The following is a 20,766-nucleotide window of genomic DNA, read 5'->3' on the forward strand; positions in this document are numbered from 1 at the left end:
ACAAGGGTCGAAAGAGGGGTACAGCGTTGAAGCCAGGTTTGTCACTGCGGGTCTCACAGAATTTAGCGCTGACGCCACAACTGCAGCAGTCCATCCGCCTCTTGCAGCTATCTACGCTGGAGCTTTCCCAAGAAGTCGAGCAAATGCTCGACGAGAATCCCTTTCTTGAGGTGGCCAATGAGGATGCCCCTTCTGAAGAATTTGGTGTAGCCAGCGTTGATGCAGCACCTGAATACGATGCACATGCGGCAGATGAGGCGCAATACTCCATATCGGATAGTGCAGGCGCAGCAGGCGCTGATGGACAAAAAGATCAAGATGCTTCCGCCTCTGAAAATGATCTTCCTAGCGATTGGGAAGGCGATGGCAGTGTGGACATGGCGTTCGAGGACAGCGAGTGGGGTGGCGATGCCCTGCCTCGCGGCACCCGCGATGATGACGATGCGCCCACCGCGTTGGAGCTGGCAGGCACCCATGAGTCTTTGACAGACTTTCTGCTCCAGCAGTCGCTGTCCCTGCGTTTGTCCGAGCTGGATCGGTACGCGCTGCGTTTTCTGATTGAAAACCTTAACGACGATGGGTATCTTGAAGATTCACTGGAAGAGCTGGCTCTGGGTCTGGCAGGCCCCTCGGATCTGGAGCAGTTAGAAGAACTGGTGCACCGCTTTACCGTTGCTCTGGGTTTGTTGCAATCCCTGGAGCCTGTGGGCGTGGGCGCACGTGGATTGTCAGAGTGCCTGCGCCTGCAGCTTCAGCACCTGCGCCACCAAGGTGGTGACACCGACCTGATCGATATGGCGCTGCAGTTGTGCGCGCAGCCCTTGGAGCTGCTGGCTCGGCGCGATGTTCGCAAACTCATGCAGGCCTGCGGTCTGCCTGAAGCCAAGGTGCGCGCTGCGCTGGGGGCAATTGCACGGCTAGAACCTAAGCCTGGGCGTCGCTTTGTGAATGTGGAGCGCAACGTGGTGGTGCCCGATGTCATCGTCAAGAAAGTCGCGCGCCGCGGGGCTGATGGCATGGCTCAGTTCAGTGTTCAACTCAACCCCGATGTCATGCCCCGCCTGCGTGTGCATGACATCTATGCCGGGGCACTGCGCAGCCACAAGGGCAGCGAGGGGCATGCTGGGCTGCAGCAGCGTCTGCAGGAGGCGCGCTGGTTTATCAAGAATGTGCAGCAGCGTTTTGACACCATCTTGCGGGTGTCCAAAGCGATTGTGGATAGGCAGAAGAACTTCTTTGTGCATGGCGAGCTGGCCATGCGCCCCTTGGTGCTGCGGGACATTGCCGATGAGCTGGGGCTGCATGAATCGACCATCAGCCGCGTGACCACGGCCAAATACATGTCCACCCCCCATGGCACGTATGAGCTGAAGTATTTCTTTGGCTCGGGTCTGGGCACGGAAACGGGGGGCAACGCCTCCAGTACGGCGGTGCGGGCGTTGATCAAGCAGTTCGTGTCGGCGGAGAGCACCAAAAAACCGCTGTCTGACAGCCAGATTGCCGAGATGCTCAAGGAGCAGGGCATTGAGTGCGCACGCCGCACGGTGGCCAAATACCGAGAGGCGCTGAAGATTGCGCCAGCAAATTTGCGCAAAGCGCTGTAAGCCGGGGGAGCATCCCGTTGCGCCTGTGTTGGTTTGTGCTTACTGTTTAGCTAAGCTTGCTAGCGCTCGATAGAATCGCGCGAGTTGAATCAAAATGCGCTGCCTGTGGGCGGCGCTTTTGTTTTCCCAGCTTGTGTTAACCAGTTGAGCGCGCAGCGCGCTCGGAGAACCACCATGCAGCAACGTCGTCACACCCTTTTGGCCATTGGGGCCGCCACTTTGGCCGCTTTGGGCGCTATTGCGCCTGTGGCCCATGCCGAAGAAAAGCCCAAGGTGGCGCTGGTCATGAAGTCGCTGGCCAATGAGTTTTTCCGCACCATGGAAGACGGTGCCAAGGCGCACAACAAAGAACATAAAAATTATGTGCTGGTGAGCAACGGTATCAAGAACGAAACCGATACCGCCGCGCAGATCAAGATGGTTGAGCAAATGGTGGCGCAAAAGGCGCAGGCCATCGTGATTGCGCCTGCTGACTCCAAGGCGCTGGTGCCAGTGCTGAAAAATGCAGTGGACAAGGGTGTGATTGTTGTGAATATCGACAACCGCCTGGACCCTGAAGCCCTGAAGGAAAAGAACCTGAACATTCCTTTTGTGGGACCTGACAACCGCCTGGGTGCCAAGCTGGTGGGCGAGCGTCTGGCCAAGGAGCTGAAGGCGGGTGACAAGGTCGGCATCATTGAAGGCGTCTCTACCACCACCAACGCACAGCAGCGCACTGCAGGCTTTAAAGATGCCATGGATGCTGCCAAGATGAGCATCGTGGGCGTGCAGTCCGGTAATTGGGAAATTGCCAATGGCAACACTGTTGCGGCTGGCATGATGCGAGAGAACCCAGACCTGAAGGCATTGCTGGCGGGTAATGACTCCATGGCCCTGGGCGCTGTGGCTGCGGTGCGTGCGGCAGGCAAGACGGGCAAGGTGCTGGTTGTCGGTTACGACAACATCCAGGCCATTAAACCCATGCTCAAGGATGGCCGCGTGCTGGCCACGGCAGACCAGTTTGCAGCCAAACAGGCCGCGTTTGGGATTGATGTGGCCTTGAAGGCCATCAAAGATAAAACGCCGCAGGCACAGCTTCCCGTTGAGGTGAAAACCGACGTGGTGCTGGTCACCAAGTAAGGGCGGCTTTCATGGCATTCCCAACTCCTGCAGACCGTGGCAGCGTGGTCATGCGCCTGGAAGGCATTGGCAAAGACTACGGCAGCAGCACGGTGCTGGATGGTGTGAGTCTTGACCTGCGGGCGGGTGAAGTGCTGGCACTGACCGGTGAAAACGGGGCAGGAAAAAGCACCTGCTCCAAGATCATGTGCGGCCTGGTGACTGCAACTCGTGGGCAGATGACCTTGATGGGTCAGCCTTTTGCTCCCGCCTCGCGCGCCGATGCGGAGCGGCAAGGTGTGCGCATGGTGCTGCAGGAGCTGGGGTTGGTGAATACGCTCAGCGTGGCTGAGAACTTGCTGCTGGATCGATTGCCGCACCGCTGGGGCGTGGTTGATCACCGTCGCTTGAACGAGCTGGCGCGCGAGCAACTGGCCAAAATGGGGCTCAATCACATTGATCCGCGCACCCAGGTGTCCGAGCTGGGCATTGGCATGCAGCAGATGGTGGAAATCGCCCGCAATCTGCGCGATGGCAACCGTGTGCTGGTGCTGGATGAGCCCACAGCCATGCTGACGGCCAATGAAATTGAGCATCTGTTCAAGCAAATTGATCTGATGAAGGCACAGGGCGTGGCGCTGATTTACGTCTCGCACCGTCTGGAAGAGCTGCAGCGCGTGGCCGAGCGCGCTGCCGTGCTGCGCGATGGTCGTCTGGTGGATGTCCTTCCCATGCAAGGCCTGTCGGAAGCTACCTTGGTGGAGCGCATGGTGGGCCGCCATGTGGAAACGCTGGACGACAAACCCCGGCGCAAGGCCGGCCCTGTGCTGATGCGCGCAGAGAACATGTCACGCGGTGATGTGGTCAAGGATGTGAGTCTGGAGCTGCACGCGGGCGAAGTGCTGGGTGTGGCTGGCTTGGTGGGCGCGGGCCGTACAGAGCTGATGCGGCTGCTGTACGGTGCTGACAAAGCCGATACCGGAAGTATTGAGCTGACTGGTCAGCACCCCGATCAACAGCCCCAAACAGTCACTCCCAACTGGCGCAGCCCCATGCAGGCGGTGCGCGCAGGTATTGGCCTGATTACCGAGGACCGTAAAGCACAGGGCTTGCTGTTGCCCCAGTCGATTCGCGTGAATACCTCGCTGAGCCATCTGGGCTCGGTTTCCGGTGGCGGCTGGCTCAATCGCTCACGCGAAGCACAACTGGCCAAGCAGATGGTGCAGCGCTTGCGTGTGCGCGCGGTCAATGCGGAACAGCCGGTGGGCACCTTGAGCGGCGGCAACCAGCAAAAGGTGATCTTTGCGCGCTGGCTGCACCGGGACTGCCCCGTGGTCTTGCTGGACGAGCCCACGCGTGGTGTCGATGTGGGTGCTCGCGCTGATCTGTACGCCGAGATCAACACCATGACCCACCAGGGCAAAGCAGTGATGGTGGTCTCCAGTGACCTGCGGGAGCTCATGGAGCTGTGCGACCGCATTGCCGTCATGTACCAGGGCCGCATTGTGGCTACCTTTGAGCGCGGAGCGTGGAGCCAGCAAGCCTTGCTCGCCGCGGCGTTTGGTGACGTCACTGCACAAGTGCCCGCAACGGCTGCCGCCTAAAACAATACTTACCTCACCCAATGTCTTCCTCTACTTCTATCTCCACCCCGGCTGCAGCGTGTAGCCCATGGCGCCAGGAAATTGGCACCTACCTCGGTTTGCTTGTGGTGCTGATCGCCATGGTGGCGCTGTTCAGCTCCATGTCGGACTACTTTCTCACCCAGGACACGCTGCTGTCCATTGCCAACGAAATCCCTGCGCTGGCTGTGATGGCCGTGGGCATGACTTTTATCTTGATCATTGCGGGCATTGATCTGTCGGTGGGCTCTGTGCTGGCGCTGAGCGCGGCGGCTGCGGCCGCAGCCATGCTGCAATGGGAGTGGGGAGTCTGGGGGGCTGCTGCGCTGGGCCTGATGGTGGGTGTGGTCTGTGGCGCGATCACCGGGGGTATCTCGGTGGCATGGCAACTGCCCAGCTTCATCGTCTCGTTGGGCATGCTGGAGGCGGTGCGCGGTGGTGCTTATCTGGTGACCGATTCACGCACCCAGTACGTGGGTGACGCCATGGGCGGCTTGGCCGCTCCGTGGCTGGGTGGGCTGTCGGCCTCATTTTTTATCGCCATCTGCGTGGTGATCATTGGCCAGCTGGTGCTCAGCCGCACCGTGTTTGGCCGCTACGTCGTAGGCATTGGCACCAATGAAGAGGCCATGCGTTTGGCCGGTGTCGACCCCAGACCCGTGCGCATTGCCGTGTTTGCAGCCATGGGCTTTTTGGCCGCATTGGCAGGTCTGATGCAATCGGCGCGACTGGAAGCGGCCGACCCGAATGCGGGCTCTGGCATGGAGCTGCAAGTGATTGCAGCGGTCGTGATTGGCGGCACCAGTTTGATGGGCGGGCGTGGCTCCGTGGTCACTACCTTCTTTGGGGTGTTGATCATTGCGGTGCTGGAAGCTGGGCTGGCACAAATCGGTGCCAGCGAACCCAGCAAGCGCATCATTACAGGTGCCGTGATTGTGGTGGCAGTGGTGGTCGATACCATTCGCCAGCGCCGCAGTCAGCGCAAGCATTAATCCCGGGCAGACGAGAGATTTGGTGATGACGCAATCTTCCAAGACCCGCATTGTGGTGCTGGGCAGCTTGAATATGGATGTGGTGCTGCGCCTTGCGCGCATGCCTGAGCGTGGTGAAACGGTGCATGCCCAGGGCCTGAGCTACATCCCCGGCGGCAAGGGTGGCAACCAGGCGGTGGCTTGTGCGCGCCATGGTGCCCAAGTGGCGCTGGTGGGCTGTGTGGGCCGTGATGCGCATGGCGAGGTGCTGCGTGATGCGCTGACAGCCGATGGTGTTGACGTGTCCAATGTGGCCGTGCATGACGGTGCTGCCACAGGATCGGCCGTTGTGATGGTGGAGGCCGATGGCAGCAACCGGATTGCCGTCATTGCCGGCGCCAATGCACTGGCCGACTTGCCTGCCAGCTTCAGCGAAGTGCTGGCGCAGGCCGACTATCTGGTGGTGCAGTTTGAAACTCCGCTGGAGGTGCTGGATCGTGCACTGGCCATGGCCCGGCACAGCCATTGCAAAGTGGTGCTCAACCCTTCGCCGGTCAAAGCTGTGCCCAGCCAGTGGTGGTCATGGATTGACACGCTGGTGGTCAATGAACACGAAGCCGCAGAGCTGTCTGCCATGGCGGTGACGGATGCAGCTACGGCTGTGCGCGCTGCCCAGTATTTCGTTGAGCAAGGTGTCCGGCAGGTGGTGGTCACCATGGGCAGCCAGGGTGCGGTGGCAGTCAATGCCGCAGGTCACAGCATTCACCCTGCGCCCAAGGTTGAGGTGGTGGACACGACTTCTGCGGGCGACACCTTTCTCGGCACCATGGTCACCCGTCTGGGGGAGGGCAGCACATTGGCTCAGGCGGTGCAATGGGGCATCCGCGCTGCCAGCCTGTGCATTGGCCGTGCAGGGGCGCAGCCCTCTATCCCTGAGCGTACGGAAGTTGAACAGCAATGAAAAAAACCAAACTTTTAAATGCCGCACTCTCGCACCTGATTGCGCAATTGGGGCACAACGATGTGGTGGTGGTGGGTGATGCGGGCCTGCCAGTACCGGCGGGTGTACCTTGCATTGATCTGGCGCTGATGCGCGGCTTGCCCAGCCTGGCCCAGGTGCTGGAGGCTCTGGAGAGTGAAATGCAGGTGGAGCGCATGGTGCTGGCCAAAGAAACCTTCTTTGCCAACCAAGGCGAGCTGCCCGGCTGGCTGCCCCCTGTGTGGCGTGAGTTGCCGATTGAGCAGGTGGCGCACGAGGTGTTCAAACAGCGCAATGCGCAAGCGCGTGCGGTCATCCGCACGGGCGAATGCACACCGTTTTCCAACGTGATGTTGGTGGCGGGCGTTGCTTTTTAAGCTATATTTTTTACAGCGAAACCAAAACGCAGCCCGCAAGGCTGCGTTTTTTGCTTTCAAAGCGTGTCAACCAACAGCCGTACAAGGGCAGGGTGACTCGCGTATGCTTGGTCCCCTGCTATGAATCAACTGCATCTGTTTTTGCCCTGCGCCGCCGGCGTCGAGGGTTTCTTGGCCGACGAAGTCCGCGCCATCACTGGCGTGGGCAACGGCGATGTGCTCACCGGCCGCGGCGGTGTCAGCGTGCGCGGCATGTGGCGCGATGCCATGCTGCTCAACCTGCACAGCCGTCTGGCCCAGCGCGTGCTGGTGGAGCTGTCGTACACCGAGTACCGCAATGAGAACGATCTGTACCGCGCAGCCAGTGAGGTGGCGTGGGAAATCTGGTTTTCTCCTAAAGAGACTTTCAAGATTGAAACCACGGCCCAGCACAGCCCGCTGACCAGCCTGAACTTTGCCGCGCTGCGCGTGAAAGACGCGATTGCCGACCGCTTTCGCGCCAAGCGCAACGGCGTGCGTCCCAGCGTGGAAACCAACCACCCCGATGTGCGCGTGCACATGCACCTGACTACGGACAGCTGCACGCTGTACATGGACACCACGGGTGAGGCGCTGTTCAAGCGTGGCTGGCGTGAAGACAAGGGCGATGCGCCTTTGAAGGAAACGCTGGCCGCCGCCATGATTGCCGCCACCGGCTGGAACCCGCACGGCGCCAACCCGCAGCCGCTGTATGACCCCTGCTGCGGCTCGGGCACGGTGCTGATTGAGGCTGCGCAGATTGCGCGCAAGATTCCTGCGGGCATCCTGCGCCGCTTTGCGTTTGAAAAGCTGGTGCCTTTTCAGCGCCATGTCTGGGAGCAAATTCTGGACGAGGCCGAAGCGCAGATTCTGGATGAAAGCCCTGTGCCTATTTTTGGCTCGGACATTTCGCACCGCATGGTGGACTTTGCCCAGCGCAACGCCGAGCGTGCGGGTGTGGCAGACACCATCAGCCTGCGCGGTGGTGATGCACTGCAGCGCATGCCCCCGTGCGAGCAGCCCGGCATGATGCTGCTTAACCCCCCCTATGGCGAGCGTATTGCTGCAGCGGGTTCTGCCGGGCGCAACGCCGCAGAGCGCATGGGCGTGATGGAGCGTGCAGGCCGCGAGACCGCGCAGACCGAAGATGGTGGCGAATTCTTCAGCCAGCTGGCCAGCCACTGGAAGAAGAACTACAGCGGCTGGACGGGCTGGATGCTGACCCCCGACCTGAAGCTGCCCGGCAAGATGCGCCTGAAAGAGTCGCGCCGCACACCCATGTGGAACGGCCCGATCGAGTGCCGTCTGTTCTGCTTTGAGATGATCAAGGGTGCGGTCAAACCACGCAAGTCTGAAGGTGGTGCCGAGAGCGAGTCGGCATGAAAATCGTGTTGAAGTGGCCTGCATGCAATGCGGGCTATGAAGGCCTGTGGCCGCGTCCCATGGTGCTGGACACCAATGTGGTGCTGGACATGCTGATTTTTGACGATCCGCATATCCCTCCTATTCGCCAGTTGCTTGCGCAAGGCGAGGTGCGCTGGATTGCTGACGAAGCCCAGCGCATTGAGCTGGATCGTGTGCTGCACTACAGCCAGATTGCCCCGCGTGTATCGTTCTACGGCAAAACGCCTGAAGGTGTGATGGCGGCGTTTGATGCTGCTGTGGAATATGTGGCGGCAGCGCCCAAGATTCGTTTTACCTGCACCGACCCCGACGATCAGCATTTTCTGGACCTGGCCAGCCAGCACCAGGCGCTGCTGGTCAGCAAAGACAGGGCGGTGCTCAAACAGCGCAAGCGCGTGGCGCAGAACTACGGTGCCACCATTGGCAATATCTTGGTGCTGGAACCTGCGGATAACGCTCTGGCGGCGTGAGGTGGCGCAGGCTGCTGCGCTGATACATCAAGTGCTGCAAGCTATGTTTTTATAGACGCATTACTTGTGTGGCAGGCCTGCACATCGCCAAAGCGCATGCCTGCATAGGGCGCAGCTTTGCATTGGGCAATGCGCGAAGCCAGAGAACCCACGTGGACTTCTAGCTGGTGGCCATCAGGGTCGAGAAAGTAGAACGAATCGCCTTCGCTGCGGTTGTTCTTCCAGGCGATCACGCCATGCTTTTGAGCGTGCACAACGAAGTCTGCAAAGTGCTGCTGCTCAATTCCAAACGCGTAATGGGTGTAGTCACGCGCAGCGGAGTGGGCGCTGTTGCGCGCTGGGTCCAGCGACAGGCAGAGCCAGAAATCCCCGACGCTGAGGTACGCCCCCGTGTCCCATTGCGCGTGGCACGTGCAGGCCAGCACATCCCTGTAAAACTGCACGCTGCGCTGCAGGTCGCAAACGGCCAAGGTGAGGTGGTTGAGTCCTGTCAGCATACCAAGGCAGTGAGTGGGTCGGGCGCACAGTATCGGTGACGCGGCGTCCTGTGCATCTTGTTGTGTGCAGAGAGGCCGCCATAAATCGCTGATGCAGCGAACTGGAATGTGCCGCTGACGCTCAAGCCAGCAGAGCCGGTGATGCGTGATGGAGGATGCAGCAAATCTGTGTGCTGTCTTTGCACGGGGCTGACTGCCACCGGCAGCGGCTCAGGGGCAATTGCATGTGCATGGGAGAGCAAGCGCTAGGGGGCTTCAAGCCTAAGCCGTATCAGCGCCATCTGCTATGGTTTTTTAAGAATGCGCATGCCGGCCTATCCCGCCAGACTTTGCCGTGGCGACTTTGGAGCGGCCGGGCGACAATAGAGGGATGATTTCCCACACGCCCACCTTGAACAAATCCGTCGCACAGCCCACTTTGGACACCACCCGCATTGATGACACGCGCATCAAAGCGGTGCGTCCGCTGATCACGCCTGCACTGCTGCAGGAATGGCTGCCCGCAACCGAACAGGCCCTGGCGCTGGTGGAAAGCAGCCGTCAGGCCATCTCGCGCGTGCTCCATGGGCAAGATGACCGTCTGATTGTGGTGGTGGGCCCTTGCTCGATCCACGACCATGAGCAGGCCATGGAATATGCGCACCAGCTCAAGGTGCAGGCCGATGCGCTGTCGCAAGACCTGCTGGTGGTGATGCGCGTGTACTTTGAAAAACCACGCACCACGGTGGGCTGGAAGGGCTATATCAACGACCCGCATCGCGATGACAGTTTTGCCATCAACGACGGTCTGGAGCTGGCGCGCAAGCTGCTGCTGGATGTGGTCGGCTTGGGCCTGCCCGTGGGCACAGAGTTTTTGGATCTGCTCTCGCCGCAGTACATCAGCGATCTGGTTACCTGGGGCGCGATTGGTGCGCGCACCACGGAGAGCCAGAGCCATCGCCAGCTGACCAGCGGGCTGTCCTGCCCCGTGGGCTTCAAAAACGGTACTGATGGCGGCGTGAAAGTGGCATGCGATGCCATCCTGGCTGCGCAAGCCCCCCATGCCTTCATGGGCATGACCAAGATGGGGCAGGCAGCGATTTTTGAGACACGCGGCAACGATGACTGCCACGTCATCTTGCGCGGTGGCAAGCAGCCCAATTACAGCGCCGCCGATGTGCAGGCCGTGAGCGAAGTGCTGGAAAAAACCGGCCTGCGCCCGCAGGTCATGATTGATTTCTCGCACGCCAACAGCAGCAAGCAGCACCGCCGCCAGATTGATGTGGGTGCCGACGTGGCCACACAAATTGCTGCGGGAGATGCGCGCATCACCGGCGTGATGATTGAAAGCCATCTGCATGAAGGCCGCCAGGACATTGTGGAAGGGCAAACGCTGCAACACGGCGTTTCGCTCACCGATGCGTGCATCAGCATGGAGCAGACCATTCCGGTACTGCAGCAACTGGCCGATGCTGTGCGCCAGCGTCGTTTAAAGAAATAATAGCTAGTAACGCAAGCTACAAGCCACTTTTAGATATAAAACATACTGAAAGTGGCTTGGGTAAAGCGCTAATAGCTATCAAAGATTAGTCTTTGAGTTTGATCTTCTTGTCGATCTTGGTGGTGGCTTTTTCTTCTTGCTTGCGGCGGTTGAACACCTGCTTCATGTAGCGCAAGTCACTGGCCGACAGGTGCTTTTGCGCGGCCACAAACTGCTCTTGCTCCTCTTCACGGATGTGGTGCAGGTATTCATCGCGCAGGGCCGTAAAACGGCGCAGCCATGCGGGTGAAGCCATGTCGCGCGCAGCCAGATCGGCCAGCATTTCATCGATCTCTTTGTGCTCACTGACGGCGTGGCGGGCATCGTCGGTGGTTTTGGGGTTGCGCATCACGCTGGACCACAGCGCCTGCTCTTCGGCAGCTGCGTGGCTTTTAAGCTCCAGCGTCAATTCCTTGAACAGCATCTGGCGCTCTGTGGATTTTCCAGACGTCTGGGCCACCATGGCCAGCAGCGCCCGGTGGCGGTCGTGGTCTTGCACCAGGCGACCAAAAATGTCGGCATCGCCCCGGAATTTGGTGGCGGGCGTGCTGCCTATGCGTGCGGCCACATCGGGCGCCACCGCCTTGGCTTTGGCGATGGCGGTACGTTTGGCCTGCACTGGCTGGGTAGATGGCTTGCGTGCCGATGAGGTGGGCGTGCGCGCAGCGCTTTTGACGGTGCGCGCTCGTGAGGCTGTCGTGGGCATTGTGTTCACTTCTCCAAAGTACGGCGGTGCTGTCGCCTGTACTTAGGTTGTAGCGAAAGATGCTGCCAGGACATGGTCAGAGCGGGGGGCTGTGACCTGTAGGAGTGGGCACCATAAAACTCAGTACTTGTTAGAGAAGTTGGCGCTGATGCGCTGCTTCAAATACTCGGCGGCGGTCACGTCCGGGTACTTGCCGCTGGGGCTGGTGATGACTACGTCTTCATTGGCCTGGCAAAAGAACGCCAGGCTGTAGCGTGCGCCCTGGTATTCGCCCGGTGCTGGGTTTTTGACGCGGTGAAAATTGGAGGGCAGCTGGTCATCGCTCCAGCGCATCAACATATCGCCGATGTTGCAGGTGATGACGCCTTCTGCGGGCTCCACCGGTGTCCAGGCGCGGCCTTGCATCTCCTTGCCGGGCAGCACCTGCAAGCCGCCTTGGCCGGGGCGCTGAAACAGCAGGGTCAGGCAGTCGTAATCGGTGTGCGCGCCGGCACGCCAGCTGCCGGCAGGGGTGTCTGCAGCCTGGGCAAAGTAGTGCAACATGCGCAGCGTGCTCTGGTAGTGAGGGCTGCTGGGGTCGTGGGCGCGGGTGAAGAAATCGCTGTTCAGTTGCAGCTTGTCGGCAAAGCAGGACAGCACCTGCATGCCTACAGCCCAGCACTGGGCCTCAAACGCCAGTGCTGCTGCCTGAAAGCCGGGCAGTTCGGCCTCTGATGGCCACAAGCCTTGCATGCGCGGGCGCGTGATCTGGTAGGACTCTTTTTGGTCTGCCGTGCGCGTGGACGGGCGGATCTGCGTCATGCTTTCCCAGCCCGCGTTGCGAGACAGCGGCCACTGCGCCTTGCTGGTGCTGGGCAGTGCAAAAAAGGATTCAGACAGCGCAAACGCTTGGCGCACGGCTTGCTCGGTAATACCGTGGTTGTAGACCTGAAAGAAACCAATTTCTGTGGCCGCACTCCACAGCTGCTCGGTGATTTCGGCCTTGCGCTCGGCAAAGTTGGACAGGTCGATGCGGCGGATTTCGCGTTGCACCGTGGTGCCTTCGCTGCCCATCAATGATTCCTTGCGCAACTCTTCCAGCGCATAGTCAGAGGTGGTGGTGTTGGGGGGTGTCGTCATCAGCATGGCGGGACTTTCTGTGGCAGGAGGGGGTGATGCCCTGAAAGCCTGTGCTGGCACACAAGTGGTGCATCAGCGCAGGTCTTCAGACCTGTGGCGCACCGTTGGAGGTGCGCCCGCTGAGCAATTTCCGGCGCTGAAACTCCTGGCGGGCTGCAGTGCTGAACGCTTCTACTCGTGCAGGCTTGTACCAAGCCAGATTCGTGCCAGCTGCGTGGCTGCTGATGTTTACGCTGGCGCAAAACACGCTGGCACAGGATGTGCTTGAACGCTGTTTGAGTAGAAGCGTTCAGCGCATGCATGGTTGCTGCCATGCCGCCCGGAAATTGCTCACCCCCCAAAGTTGCAAGACGGCTGGGACGGGGTGGCATACGCTGCACATCCTCGTTTGCGCTGGCTTGCTGCCACCACCGATGAAGGAGTTTTGCCATGCAACGCCGCCACTTTTTACGCACTGCGACCTGTCTGTCTTCTGCCGCCGCGCTGCTGCCTGCCAGCAGCTGGGCACAAACGGGCAAGAAAGCGCTGGTTCCTGTGAAGTTCACGCTGGACTTCAAAGTCACCAGTCAGACATCGCCTTTCTTCCTGGCGGCCTCCAGGGGCTACTACGCCGAAGAAGGGCTGGATGTGCAGATTGATGTGGGCGCAGGCTCGGTTGCGTCGATCACGCGGGTGGCCTCAGGGGCATATGACATGGGGCTGGGCGACATCAGCTCATTGATCGAGGCGCACGCCAGCGGCACCATGCCCGTGCAGGCCGTCTACCAATACTACAACCGCGCACCCTTCACCATCATTGGTCGCAAGGACAAGGGCATCACCAGCAGCCTTGACAGCCTCAAAGGCAAGAAAGTGGCGGCGGCTGCCGTCGAGGCGACACGCCGCTGCTGGCCCATGGTGGCCGATCAGCAAAAGCTGGCAGAGCCTTTCTTTGACTGGGTGACCACCGATTTCAGCGCGCGCGACAACGTGGTGGTGCGTGGCGATGTCGATGCCGCCACCTATTTTCACGACTCGGCCATCTCGCTGTTCATGCGCATGCCGCCAGAGCAACTGAGCGTGCTGTCCTATGCCGACGCCGGTGTGCACCTGTATGGCAATGCCGTGCTGGCCAGCAGCAAAATGCTGGCAGAAAAGCCCGAAGTGGTGCGTGCATTTTTGCGCGCCACCCAGCGTGCGCTGGTAGAGACGCTGGCCAACCCCGATGCCGCGCTGGCTGCCGTGCGCACCCGCGAGCCGCTGCTGCGCGCAGATCAGGAAAGCGCCCGCTGGGCCATCACGCGCACCTATCTGGCGAATGCGGAAACCGCCCGCGTCGGCCTGGGGCATATTGATGCGGCCGTGTTGACCCGGCAAATTGCGCAGGTGGGCAAGACCTTTGCGCTCAAGCAATTGCCGGCCACTGAGCAGATATGGAATACGGCCTTTTTGCCAGCAGCGGTCAAGCACGGTGGTGCGGCATGAGCGCCGCTGAAAAGCCCTTTGCAGGTTTCCTGCCCGAGCAGACTGTCAGCGAGCGTGATGGCGTCTATCTGCGTCAGGCCATTGGCCTGTCGCGCACGGCGCGCGAGCGGGGCAACCGGCCCTTTGGCTCGCTCATCGTGGCGCGCGACGGCACGGTGCTGGGGCAGGGCTGGAACAGCAACAGCGAGTTGCGCGACTGCACCGCGCACGCGGAAGTGCAGGCCATTCGCGATGCCAGTCAGCGCCATGGCCGCGAAGCCCTGGAGACCGCCACCCTCTACGCATCGGGCGAGCCATGTGTGATGTGTGCGGGTGCCATCTTCTGGGCCAATCTGCGCCGGGTGGTGTACGGTATTGATGACCAGCGGCTGCGCATCTTTCGGGGCGAGCGGCTGGACCAGCGTGATGTGGAGCTGTCGTGCCGCGATGTGTTTCGTGCAGCGCCGTTTGACATCGAATGTGTGGGCCCGGCGTTGATCGATGAAGCCAGCCAGCCGCACGTGGGCGCGTGGAAATGAAAACTTCTTTGCACACTGTGGTGTAGCAACCACCCAGGCGCGATAGCACCATTGAGGGCGTGAGCACCTCCACTGGGGTGCTCTGCCTACAATCGCAACATCTTCAGCAGTGCAACACTGCCTAGCCAGGGACGACCTTGGTGAGCTTTGACCATCACGGGACGGCCCGCACCTTCATGCAATGCAAGGAGCTTCGTATGGCTTGGCTTTATCTCGTGGTGGCGGGTTTGTTGGAAGTTTTGTGGGCCTTCACCATGAAGCAGTCCCATGGTTTTTCCAGACTCACCCCCAGCATCATTACCCTCATCGCCATGATTGCCAGCTTTGGTCTGCTGTCCATGGCCATGCGCACCCTGCCCTTGGGTACGGCCTATACGATCTGGACAGGCATTGGCGCGGTGGGTGCGTTTGTGGTGGGCATTACGGTGCTGGGCGAGCAAATTACACCCATGCGCATTGCAGCAGCGGCACTCATCGTGAGCGGGCTGGTGCTGATGAAGCTGTCGTCCGCTGATTAATGCGGGCTTGATGGCGCGAGCGTTGCAGTGGTGCTGGCGGGTCAGTGAATGATCACGGCAGTGCCGCTGGCTGACACCATCAGCATGCTGTTGGCAGCGCCCAAAATCTCATAAGTTAACGCCACGCCCACCACGGCGTTCGCCCCAATTTGAATAGCATGCGCCTGCAGCTCTGACAGTGCCACCTCGCGGGCCTTTTGCAGCTCACGTTCGTTGGAGCCCGCCCGGCCACCTGTCAGGTAGCGGATGCCGGCAAACATGTCCTTGAATACATCGGTGCCCAAGATGACCTCGCCTGCCACCACGCCGCAGTACTTGCTGATGGTCTTGCCTTCTACGCTATGGGTGGTGGTGACAATCATGGAGCGCCTTTGTCTAACAGGGTGAATGCATGCTGCGTGCACGGCCGGTGCCCGGGCTGTAGGACTGCCGCGCTAACGCAGCCGCCGCCCTCCCACACCCCGACGAACGCGCCTTGCGGATGTGCATTGCGGATGTGCATTGCCGCGCCAGTCGTTGAAGCAGGGTGCCGTTGCAGTCCAGGGCGCTGCTGCGGCCCTGAAGTCACCCGTGCTGCCAGCGATCCCGTCGGACTCATGCAAAACCCCCGTGGCAACCACCCGGTGCAAAGCGCAATGTGCGGGTCTGGGCACTGCGCCTGTCGCAGTTAGAGGGGGCGTCCTGGGTGGGGCATCGTTGCGTCAAAGCCATAAAACCCGAAGGGCTGTGCAAAAAATAAGCATGTGGTTTATACTTACGGCTACGGGTTATCACTTAGTGGTTATTCCGTAGTTGTGGACAGTTGAGATGCTTGTCCACAGCCACTTAGAAAGGCATCTCGTACACAGAAAGAACTGTCATGCGCCAAGCCATCAACTCCCTGATCGAATTCATCCAAGAAGCACGTGCTGCCCACCTGGAAATCGCTAGCCAGTAATCAGGCGTCGATCACAGCCATGCGGGCTGTTAAAACTGCGCAATAGGAAGTGCCCTCCAGCAATGGCTGAAGGGCATTTTTGTTTGGAGCGTGTCATTGCCTTTGCGTTATCGGCAAAGCAGCCATGCCTGCGGCGTGGCAGACTGCGCGACATGTCAGAACCCACCCTGCTGGTCGCCGATGACCACCCCCTTTTTCGTGCCGCCGTGCTGCACGTGCTGCGCGAGCGCTTTGCGCAGTACCAGACCCTGGAAGCCGCCAGTGCAAGCACGGTCAGCAGCTCTTTGCAGGAACACCCTGAGGTGGAGCTGGTACTGCTGGACCTGACCATGCCCGGTGCGCGGGGCTTTTCTACCTTGCTGCATGTGCGCGGGGAGTACCCCGAGATACCCGTGGTCATCATCTCCTCGAATGACCACCCGCGCGTCATCCGCCGTGCGCAGCAGTTTGGTGCAGCGGGTTTCATTCCCAAATCGAGCCCTGCAGAAGACATTGGCAACGCCATTGACGCGGTGCTTGAGGGCGGCAGCTGGTTTCCGCCGATGGCGGCAGAGCGCTCTGAGGCCGATGCCGAACTGGCTGCGCGTCTGGCGCAGCTCACTCCCCAGCAGTTTCGCGTGCTGCTGTGTTTGGCGGATGGACTGCTCAACAAGCAAATCGCCCATGAGCTGGGTTTGGCCGAGAACACCGTGAAAGTGCATGTGACGGCAATTTTGAAAAAGCTTGAGTGCTACTCACGTACGCAGGCTGCCGTGCTGGTCAAGAGCCTTGAGAACGACGCAGATATTTGAAGCGCCGTGTTTATCGACTCTGGTGTGATGGATAGGGCGCAGGCAGACCTTGTTTTGCATGCCGCTGCAGCGCTGACGCATATCAGGCACTGCATTGCTGCGTGAGCGCCGCACAACGGTGGCTGGGGCGGGGAAAAACCATGCCGTACAGTGCATGCATGCGAAAAATCACAGCCAAGGCATTTACTGGCACGCGAGCTTGGGAGGCGTTGGCGATTGAGACAATCACCGGCAATACCACCGTCCGTTTGCACTGGACAGATCAGCCCTACCAGTGGCACATCAACGATGGCCCCGAAGTCTTTGTCGTCCTGGATGGCGTGGTGCACATGCATACGCGCAGCGATGGTCAAGAACGCGTGCACCGGCTGGAGGTGGGCGATATCTTTCATGCACAAAGCGGCGATGAACATGTGGCCCACCCTCAGGGGGTGGCCCGTATTTTGGTGGTGGAGCGCGAGGGCAGCGTTTAAACGCTACTTATACCAGCTGGAACAATGCCGCCAGCAGGCCGGTAGAAAGCGCGCCTACGTGCCAGTGGCGCAGGCGTTGCCATGTGGCGCTGGGGCGCTCGGTCCACTCGTACAGCACTGCACCGGCGGCAATCGATAAGGCCACCGCCATCAGCATGCCAAGGCTGTTTGCGGCCACGCTGTCGGGCCAGGAGGCGGAGACCTCAGCGCTGACCAGCAGACACATGGGAAAGTGAATCAAAAAGATGGAGTACGAGCGCTGACCAATCCATGTCAGCGGTGCCCATTGCCACGTGCGCAGTGTTTCTGGCCAGCGCAGATTGCCGCTGATGGCCAGTACCAATGCACTAGCCACAGCCAGCGCAATTCGGTCACGCCACTGCACATTCAGGGCGATCAGCCCCAGTGCAGCAATGGTCACCACCCACAAGGTGCGTTGCGCGCTATGTTCGCTGTGGGTGGCCCACCAGGCCATCATGCCCAGCCCGTAAGCGCCTAAAAAGTACAGCGCCCACATATCCAGTTCAGGGTTCAGGTTCCACACCCACAAAGAGGCGGCCGTGGCGGCTGTGATTGCGGCTTGGCCCCAGCTCTTCCATGCAGACTGCTTGCGGCTGAGCCACAGCCCCAGCAGGCACAGCACGTACAACTGAAAATCAATGGCGACATACCAGACCCCGGCCGAAATGGATTCCCAGCCACCAATGCTGTGCAGCAGCAGCAGGTGCGCCATCACGCTGGCCCAGGTGGGTGTCTGTGACACGGATTCATGGTCAAACCCCAACCCGTGCACCGTTTCATTTACCACCATCGCCACCACCAGTGCTGCGCTGTATGGCAGGCTCAAACGGATAAAACGCTTGCTGATCACTGGCCAGAGCTGGTCATGCCTGCCCACGCCCTGTGGCGCCAGCGCAGCGGCTGCAAAGTAGCCACCAATCACCAGGAAAATTTGCACGGCCATGCGGCCATATTCATCCAGCCATGCCAGAACGCCGGGCAGCGCAGGACGCAGAACATCTGACATCGGGCCATAAAACGCCAGGTGGTGGCAAACAATCAGCAAGCAAGCGATGGCTTTGATTTGATCAAACCAGGAATTTCGGGTGTTCACGTGGCGCAGACTGGCTCGGTGGAAGTACAAGGCAGAAAAGCGGACACGCCTTCCCTTTGTCTGACATAACGTGCGAGCGTGCTCAATGGCTGACACCTGGAGAAATTGTGCTTTCCCGCTGAGCCGGGTGTACGTACATTGGGCATGAACTTCACCCAAGGAGACGATGATGCAAATTTGTGAAACTTACCGTGGCCGCTTGATTGACCACCTGCAAATTGTGGTGCCCGATTTGCCGCGTGCGCAGCGTTTTTACACAGCAGTGCTGGAGAGTCTGGGCATACCTGTCAGCGGCACGGGAGATGGATTTTTTTGGGCCGATGAACTGTTCGTTTCCACTGCAGACGGCACTGTTGCACAAGGCCATGTGACAGGTCGGCACCATCTGGCATTTCAGGCACAAAACCGTGCCATGGTGGATGCGTTCTATCAAGCCGCCCTGGCGCATGGCGGGTCTGACAACGGGGCTCCGGGCGAGCGTTCCTACCATCCGGGCTATTACGCGGCTTTTGTACTGGACCCCGACGGCAACAACATCGAAGCCGTCTATCACGGTGAAGCACGGCGCAGTGCGCCCGCCGTGCATATTGAATTTGAGGCTTGAGCAAGCATTTGCTGGATGCGCAGATGAGCAGATGAGCATGAAGATGGCTCACCTGGCATCTTCGCGTACGTAAATGCTCAATGGTGGGTCATCGAGCTATCCATTCGTTGACTGTCCGTAGCGGCGGGTCATCCACCACCACAGCAGTGCAGCGCAACTAACCGCGGCACCCAATGCGCATACGCCCAGCCAGCCATGGTGTGCGTACATGGCAGTGGCGCCCAGTGCGCCAGCACCGCTGCCCGCGGCATAAAACAGCATGTACAGGCCCACCAGCCGGCTGGGGGCGCTGCTCGATTGCTGAAAAATCAGGTGCTGGTTGACCACATGCAGGGCTTGACCACCCATGTCCAGCAAGACAATGCCCAGCATCAGCGCCATCACAGACTGGGGCATATACGCCAGCGGCCACCACGCCAGCAGCAGTACCAGCAAAGCTGCCAGCGTGGTGCGCTGGCTCCAGCCACGATCGGCCCAGTGCCCGGCGCGTGTGGCTGCCAGGGCCCCCACCACACCGACCAGTCCAAACGCGCCGATGGCGGTGTGCGAATAAGACCACGGTGCTGCAGACAAGGGCAGCACCAACGCACTCCAGAAAATATTGAATGCGGCAAACATGCACAGTGCCAGCATGCCGCGCACCTGCAGTACCCGGTTGCTGCGCAGCAACTGCCACATCGACGCCAGCAGTTGTTGGTAGCTGAGGGTGGGCTGGGCATGTACGCTAGTGACCGGCAACTGCCGCCACAGCAGCACTGCCAGCACCAGCATGCCGGCAGCAGACACCATGTAAACGCCGCGCCAGCCAGCCATGTCGCTCACAGCGCCCGAAAACACCCGGGCCAGCAGCAATCCAGCAAACACACCGCTTTGTACGACTCCCACCACCCGGCCACGCTCTGCAGGAGCTGCAATGGCTGCGGCATAGGCGATCAGTCCCTGGGTCATCGCGGTGCCCATCAGCCCGATAGCCAGCATCCCGACCATCAGGCCTGTGGCTGACGACGCCAAGGCTACGCCCCCTAATGCCAGCACCAAGCCTGCCATTTGCGCCAGCATCAAGCGGCGTCGCTCAATCTGATCGCCCAGCGGTACCAGCAGCACCAAGGACAGCAAGCAGCCCAGCTGGGTGGCGGTCACCACCCCGCCGACTGCCCCATGGCTAATGTCAAATGCGGCGGCCAGGGCATCCAGCAAGGGCTGCGCAAAATACACGTTGGCCACACTGCAGCCTGCTGCCAGCGCCAGCAGCCAGATGGGGGCTAGCGCTGGCGTTTGTGTGGAAGGTGGCGCAGCGCCGCACAAATGAGAGGAAGGCATGAATGCAGTTTGGTTTCAAATTAAAACTAGTCGCAGCATACGCGGATTGGTTTTAGAATGCAACCAGATTGGAGTCTGAGCTGATGACTGTTCCTGCTGTCGATGACACCTGCCCTGTGGGCCGCGCTGCCAACTTGATGGGAGACCGCTGGTCGTTGCTCATCGTGCGCGATGTGATGGATGGCCTGCACCGCTTTGGCGATTTGCAGCGCAATCTGGGCGTTGCGCGCAACATACTCACTGACCGCCTCAAGCGCCTTGTAGATGCCGGGGTGCTGGCCACCGAGCCTGTGGCGGGTGGTTCGGCCTACCAGCAATATGTGCTCACGCCAAAAGGGGCGCAGCTGTTTCCGCTCATCGTGGCTTTGCGCCAGTGGGGCGAGCAGCATTTGTTTGCTGCCGATGAGCCACATTCCGTATTGATTGACACCGCCACGGGTGACGTGATCGCGCCCATGCACGCCACCAATAGGCAAGGTCAAGTGCTGCAGGCATCGGGCACGGCAGTGCAGCGATAGTGGTGGTGGTGGTGGTGGCTGGGTGCCTGTGGCGCATGTGTACCTGCAGGCAAGGCGGGTCTATGGACCCCATGCCTGAAAGGCTGCGTCAAGACCCCTATTTCTGCAATCGGGGCCACCGCAAG

Annotated in this window: 22 protein-coding genes; 16 read left to right on the plus strand and 6 right to left on the minus strand. The window is 60.2% G+C overall.

The features are described from left to right. Positions 1-26: 26 nt before the first annotated feature. From IB213_RS00085 to IB213_RS00120, 8 genes are all read left to right on the plus strand, one after another. Complete coding sequence (locus tag IB213_RS00085; RefSeq protein ID WP_192405009.1) at positions 27-1,604, plus strand: RNA polymerase factor sigma-54; 1,578 nt, start codon at positions 27-29, stop codon at positions 1,602-1,604. Positions 1,605-1,778: 174 nt separating this feature from the next. Continuing rightward, complete coding sequence (locus IB213_RS00090; protein WP_191722328.1) at positions 1,779-2,723, plus strand: sugar ABC transporter substrate-binding protein; 945 nt, start codon at positions 1,779-1,781, stop codon at positions 2,721-2,723. 11 nt (positions 2,724-2,734) lie between these two features. After that, on the plus strand, positions 2,735-4,306 hold the full coding sequence (locus IB213_RS00095; protein WP_192405010.1) for a sugar ABC transporter ATP-binding protein: 1,572 nt from the start codon (positions 2,735-2,737) through the stop codon (positions 4,304-4,306). Positions 4,307-4,326: 20 nt separating this feature from the next. Then, a complete protein-coding gene (locus tag IB213_RS00100) occupies positions 4,327-5,316 on the plus strand; it encodes an ABC transporter permease (protein ID WP_192405011.1) in 990 nt (329 codons plus the stop codon). A 25-nt stretch (positions 5,317-5,341) separates the two neighbouring features. Next, positions 5,342-6,256, plus strand: coding sequence for a ribokinase (gene rbsK, locus IB213_RS00105; protein WP_191722331.1), 915 nt, complete (start codon positions 5,342-5,344; stop codon positions 6,254-6,256). Next, positions 6,253-6,651 (plus strand): D-ribose pyranase, encoded by a 399-nt coding sequence (gene rbsD / locus IB213_RS00110; RefSeq protein WP_192405012.1) that lies wholly within the window; start codon positions 6,253-6,255, stop codon positions 6,649-6,651. Before rbsK ends, rbsD begins: the two co-directional genes overlap by 4 nt. Positions 6,652-6,771: 120 nt before the next feature. Beyond that, positions 6,772-8,052, plus strand: a complete 1,281-nt coding sequence (locus IB213_RS00115; protein ID WP_191722333.1) for a class I SAM-dependent RNA methyltransferase — start codon at positions 6,772-6,774, stop codon at positions 8,050-8,052. Next, entirely contained in the window at positions 8,049-8,543 is a 495-nt protein-coding gene (locus IB213_RS00120) for a putative toxin-antitoxin system toxin component, PIN family (protein ID WP_192405013.1), read from the plus strand. The genes IB213_RS00115 and IB213_RS00120 overlap by 4 nt, the downstream gene beginning before the upstream one ends. A gap of 41 nt (positions 8,544-8,584) precedes the next feature. Here IB213_RS00120 and fos read toward each other — a convergent pair whose 3' ends face one another. Continuing rightward, a complete protein-coding gene (gene fos, locus IB213_RS00125) occupies positions 8,585-9,040 on the minus strand; it encodes a fosfomycin resistance glutathione transferase (protein WP_192405014.1) in 456 nt (151 codons plus the stop codon). A 370-nt stretch (positions 9,041-9,410) separates the two neighbouring features. Here fos and IB213_RS00130 point away from each other — a divergent pair, with 370 nt between their 5' ends. Further along, on the plus strand, positions 9,411-10,520 hold the full coding sequence (locus tag IB213_RS00130; protein ID WP_192405015.1) for a 3-deoxy-7-phosphoheptulonate synthase: 1,110 nt from the start codon (positions 9,411-9,413) through the stop codon (positions 10,518-10,520). A gap of 85 nt (positions 10,521-10,605) precedes the next feature. Here the strand turns inward: IB213_RS00130 and IB213_RS00135 are convergent, their stop codons facing one another. After that, positions 10,606-11,265 (minus strand): hemerythrin domain-containing protein, encoded by a 660-nt coding sequence (locus IB213_RS00135; RefSeq protein WP_192405016.1) that lies wholly within the window; start codon positions 11,263-11,265, stop codon positions 10,606-10,608. Between the two features lie 120 nt (positions 11,266-11,385). After that, on the minus strand, positions 11,386-12,390 hold the full coding sequence (locus tag IB213_RS00140) for an isopenicillin N synthase family oxygenase (protein WP_225214013.1): 1,005 nt from the start codon (positions 12,388-12,390) through the stop codon (positions 11,386-11,388). 423 nt (positions 12,391-12,813) lie between these two features. Between IB213_RS00140 and IB213_RS00145 the strand changes: the two genes are divergently transcribed. The 3 genes from IB213_RS00145 to sugE all read left to right on the plus strand — a co-directional run bounded on the left by IB213_RS00145 (position 12,814) and on the right by sugE (position 14,884). Then, complete coding sequence (locus IB213_RS00145) at positions 12,814-13,848, plus strand: ABC transporter substrate-binding protein (protein ID WP_191722338.1); 1,035 nt, start codon at positions 12,814-12,816, stop codon at positions 13,846-13,848. After that, positions 13,845-14,366, plus strand: coding sequence for a nucleoside deaminase (locus IB213_RS00150; protein ID WP_191722339.1), 522 nt, complete (start codon positions 13,845-13,847; stop codon positions 14,364-14,366). The genes IB213_RS00145 and IB213_RS00150 overlap by 4 nt, the downstream gene beginning before the upstream one ends. A 197-nt stretch (positions 14,367-14,563) precedes the next feature. Continuing rightward, a complete protein-coding gene (sugE, locus tag IB213_RS00155) occupies positions 14,564-14,884 on the plus strand; it encodes a quaternary ammonium compound efflux SMR transporter SugE (protein ID WP_191722340.1) in 321 nt (106 codons plus the stop codon). 41 nt (positions 14,885-14,925) lie between these two features. Here the strand turns inward: sugE and IB213_RS00160 are convergent, their stop codons facing one another. Then, positions 14,926-15,246 (minus strand): heavy metal-binding domain-containing protein, encoded by a 321-nt coding sequence (locus IB213_RS00160; RefSeq protein WP_191722341.1) that lies wholly within the window; start codon positions 15,244-15,246, stop codon positions 14,926-14,928. A 727-nt stretch (positions 15,247-15,973) separates the two neighbouring features. Between IB213_RS00160 and IB213_RS00165 the strand changes: the two genes are divergently transcribed. Next, positions 15,974-16,612, plus strand: a complete 639-nt coding sequence (locus IB213_RS00165; RefSeq protein ID WP_191722342.1) for a response regulator transcription factor — start codon at positions 15,974-15,976, stop codon at positions 16,610-16,612. 158 nt (positions 16,613-16,770) lie between these two features. After that, a complete protein-coding gene (locus IB213_RS00170) occupies positions 16,771-17,085 on the plus strand; it encodes a cupin (protein WP_192405017.1) in 315 nt (104 codons plus the stop codon). A 7-nt stretch (positions 17,086-17,092) separates the two neighbouring features. Here IB213_RS00170 and IB213_RS00175 read toward each other — a convergent pair whose 3' ends face one another. Beyond that, complete coding sequence (locus IB213_RS00175; RefSeq protein WP_192405018.1) at positions 17,093-18,199, minus strand: acyltransferase; 1,107 nt, start codon at positions 18,197-18,199, stop codon at positions 17,093-17,095. Between the two features lie 169 nt (positions 18,200-18,368). Between IB213_RS00175 and IB213_RS00180 the strand changes: the two genes are divergently transcribed. Then, entirely contained in the window at positions 18,369-18,803 is a 435-nt protein-coding gene (locus tag IB213_RS00180) for a VOC family protein (RefSeq protein ID WP_191722345.1), read from the plus strand. 96 nt (positions 18,804-18,899) lie between these two features. Here IB213_RS00180 and IB213_RS00185 read toward each other — a convergent pair whose 3' ends face one another. Then, positions 18,900-20,123 carry an MFS transporter gene (locus tag IB213_RS00185; RefSeq protein WP_191722346.1) on the minus strand — a complete coding sequence of 408 codons (1,224 nt, stop codon included), beginning with the start codon at positions 20,121-20,123 and terminating at the stop codon, positions 18,900-18,902. An 83-nt stretch (positions 20,124-20,206) separates the two neighbouring features. Between IB213_RS00185 and IB213_RS00190 the strand changes: the two genes are divergently transcribed. Beyond that, positions 20,207-20,641: a helix-turn-helix domain-containing protein gene (locus IB213_RS00190; RefSeq protein WP_191722347.1), complete on the plus strand. Its 435-nt coding sequence runs from the start codon at positions 20,207-20,209 to the stop codon at positions 20,639-20,641. Positions 20,642-20,766 lie beyond the last annotated feature (125 nt).

Origin of the sequence: Comamonas sp. CMM02 (assembly GCF_014851485.1) — a bacterium.
In the GTDB taxonomy this organism is placed as follows: domain Bacteria; phylum Pseudomonadota; class Gammaproteobacteria; order Burkholderiales; family Burkholderiaceae_C; genus Comamonas; species Comamonas avium.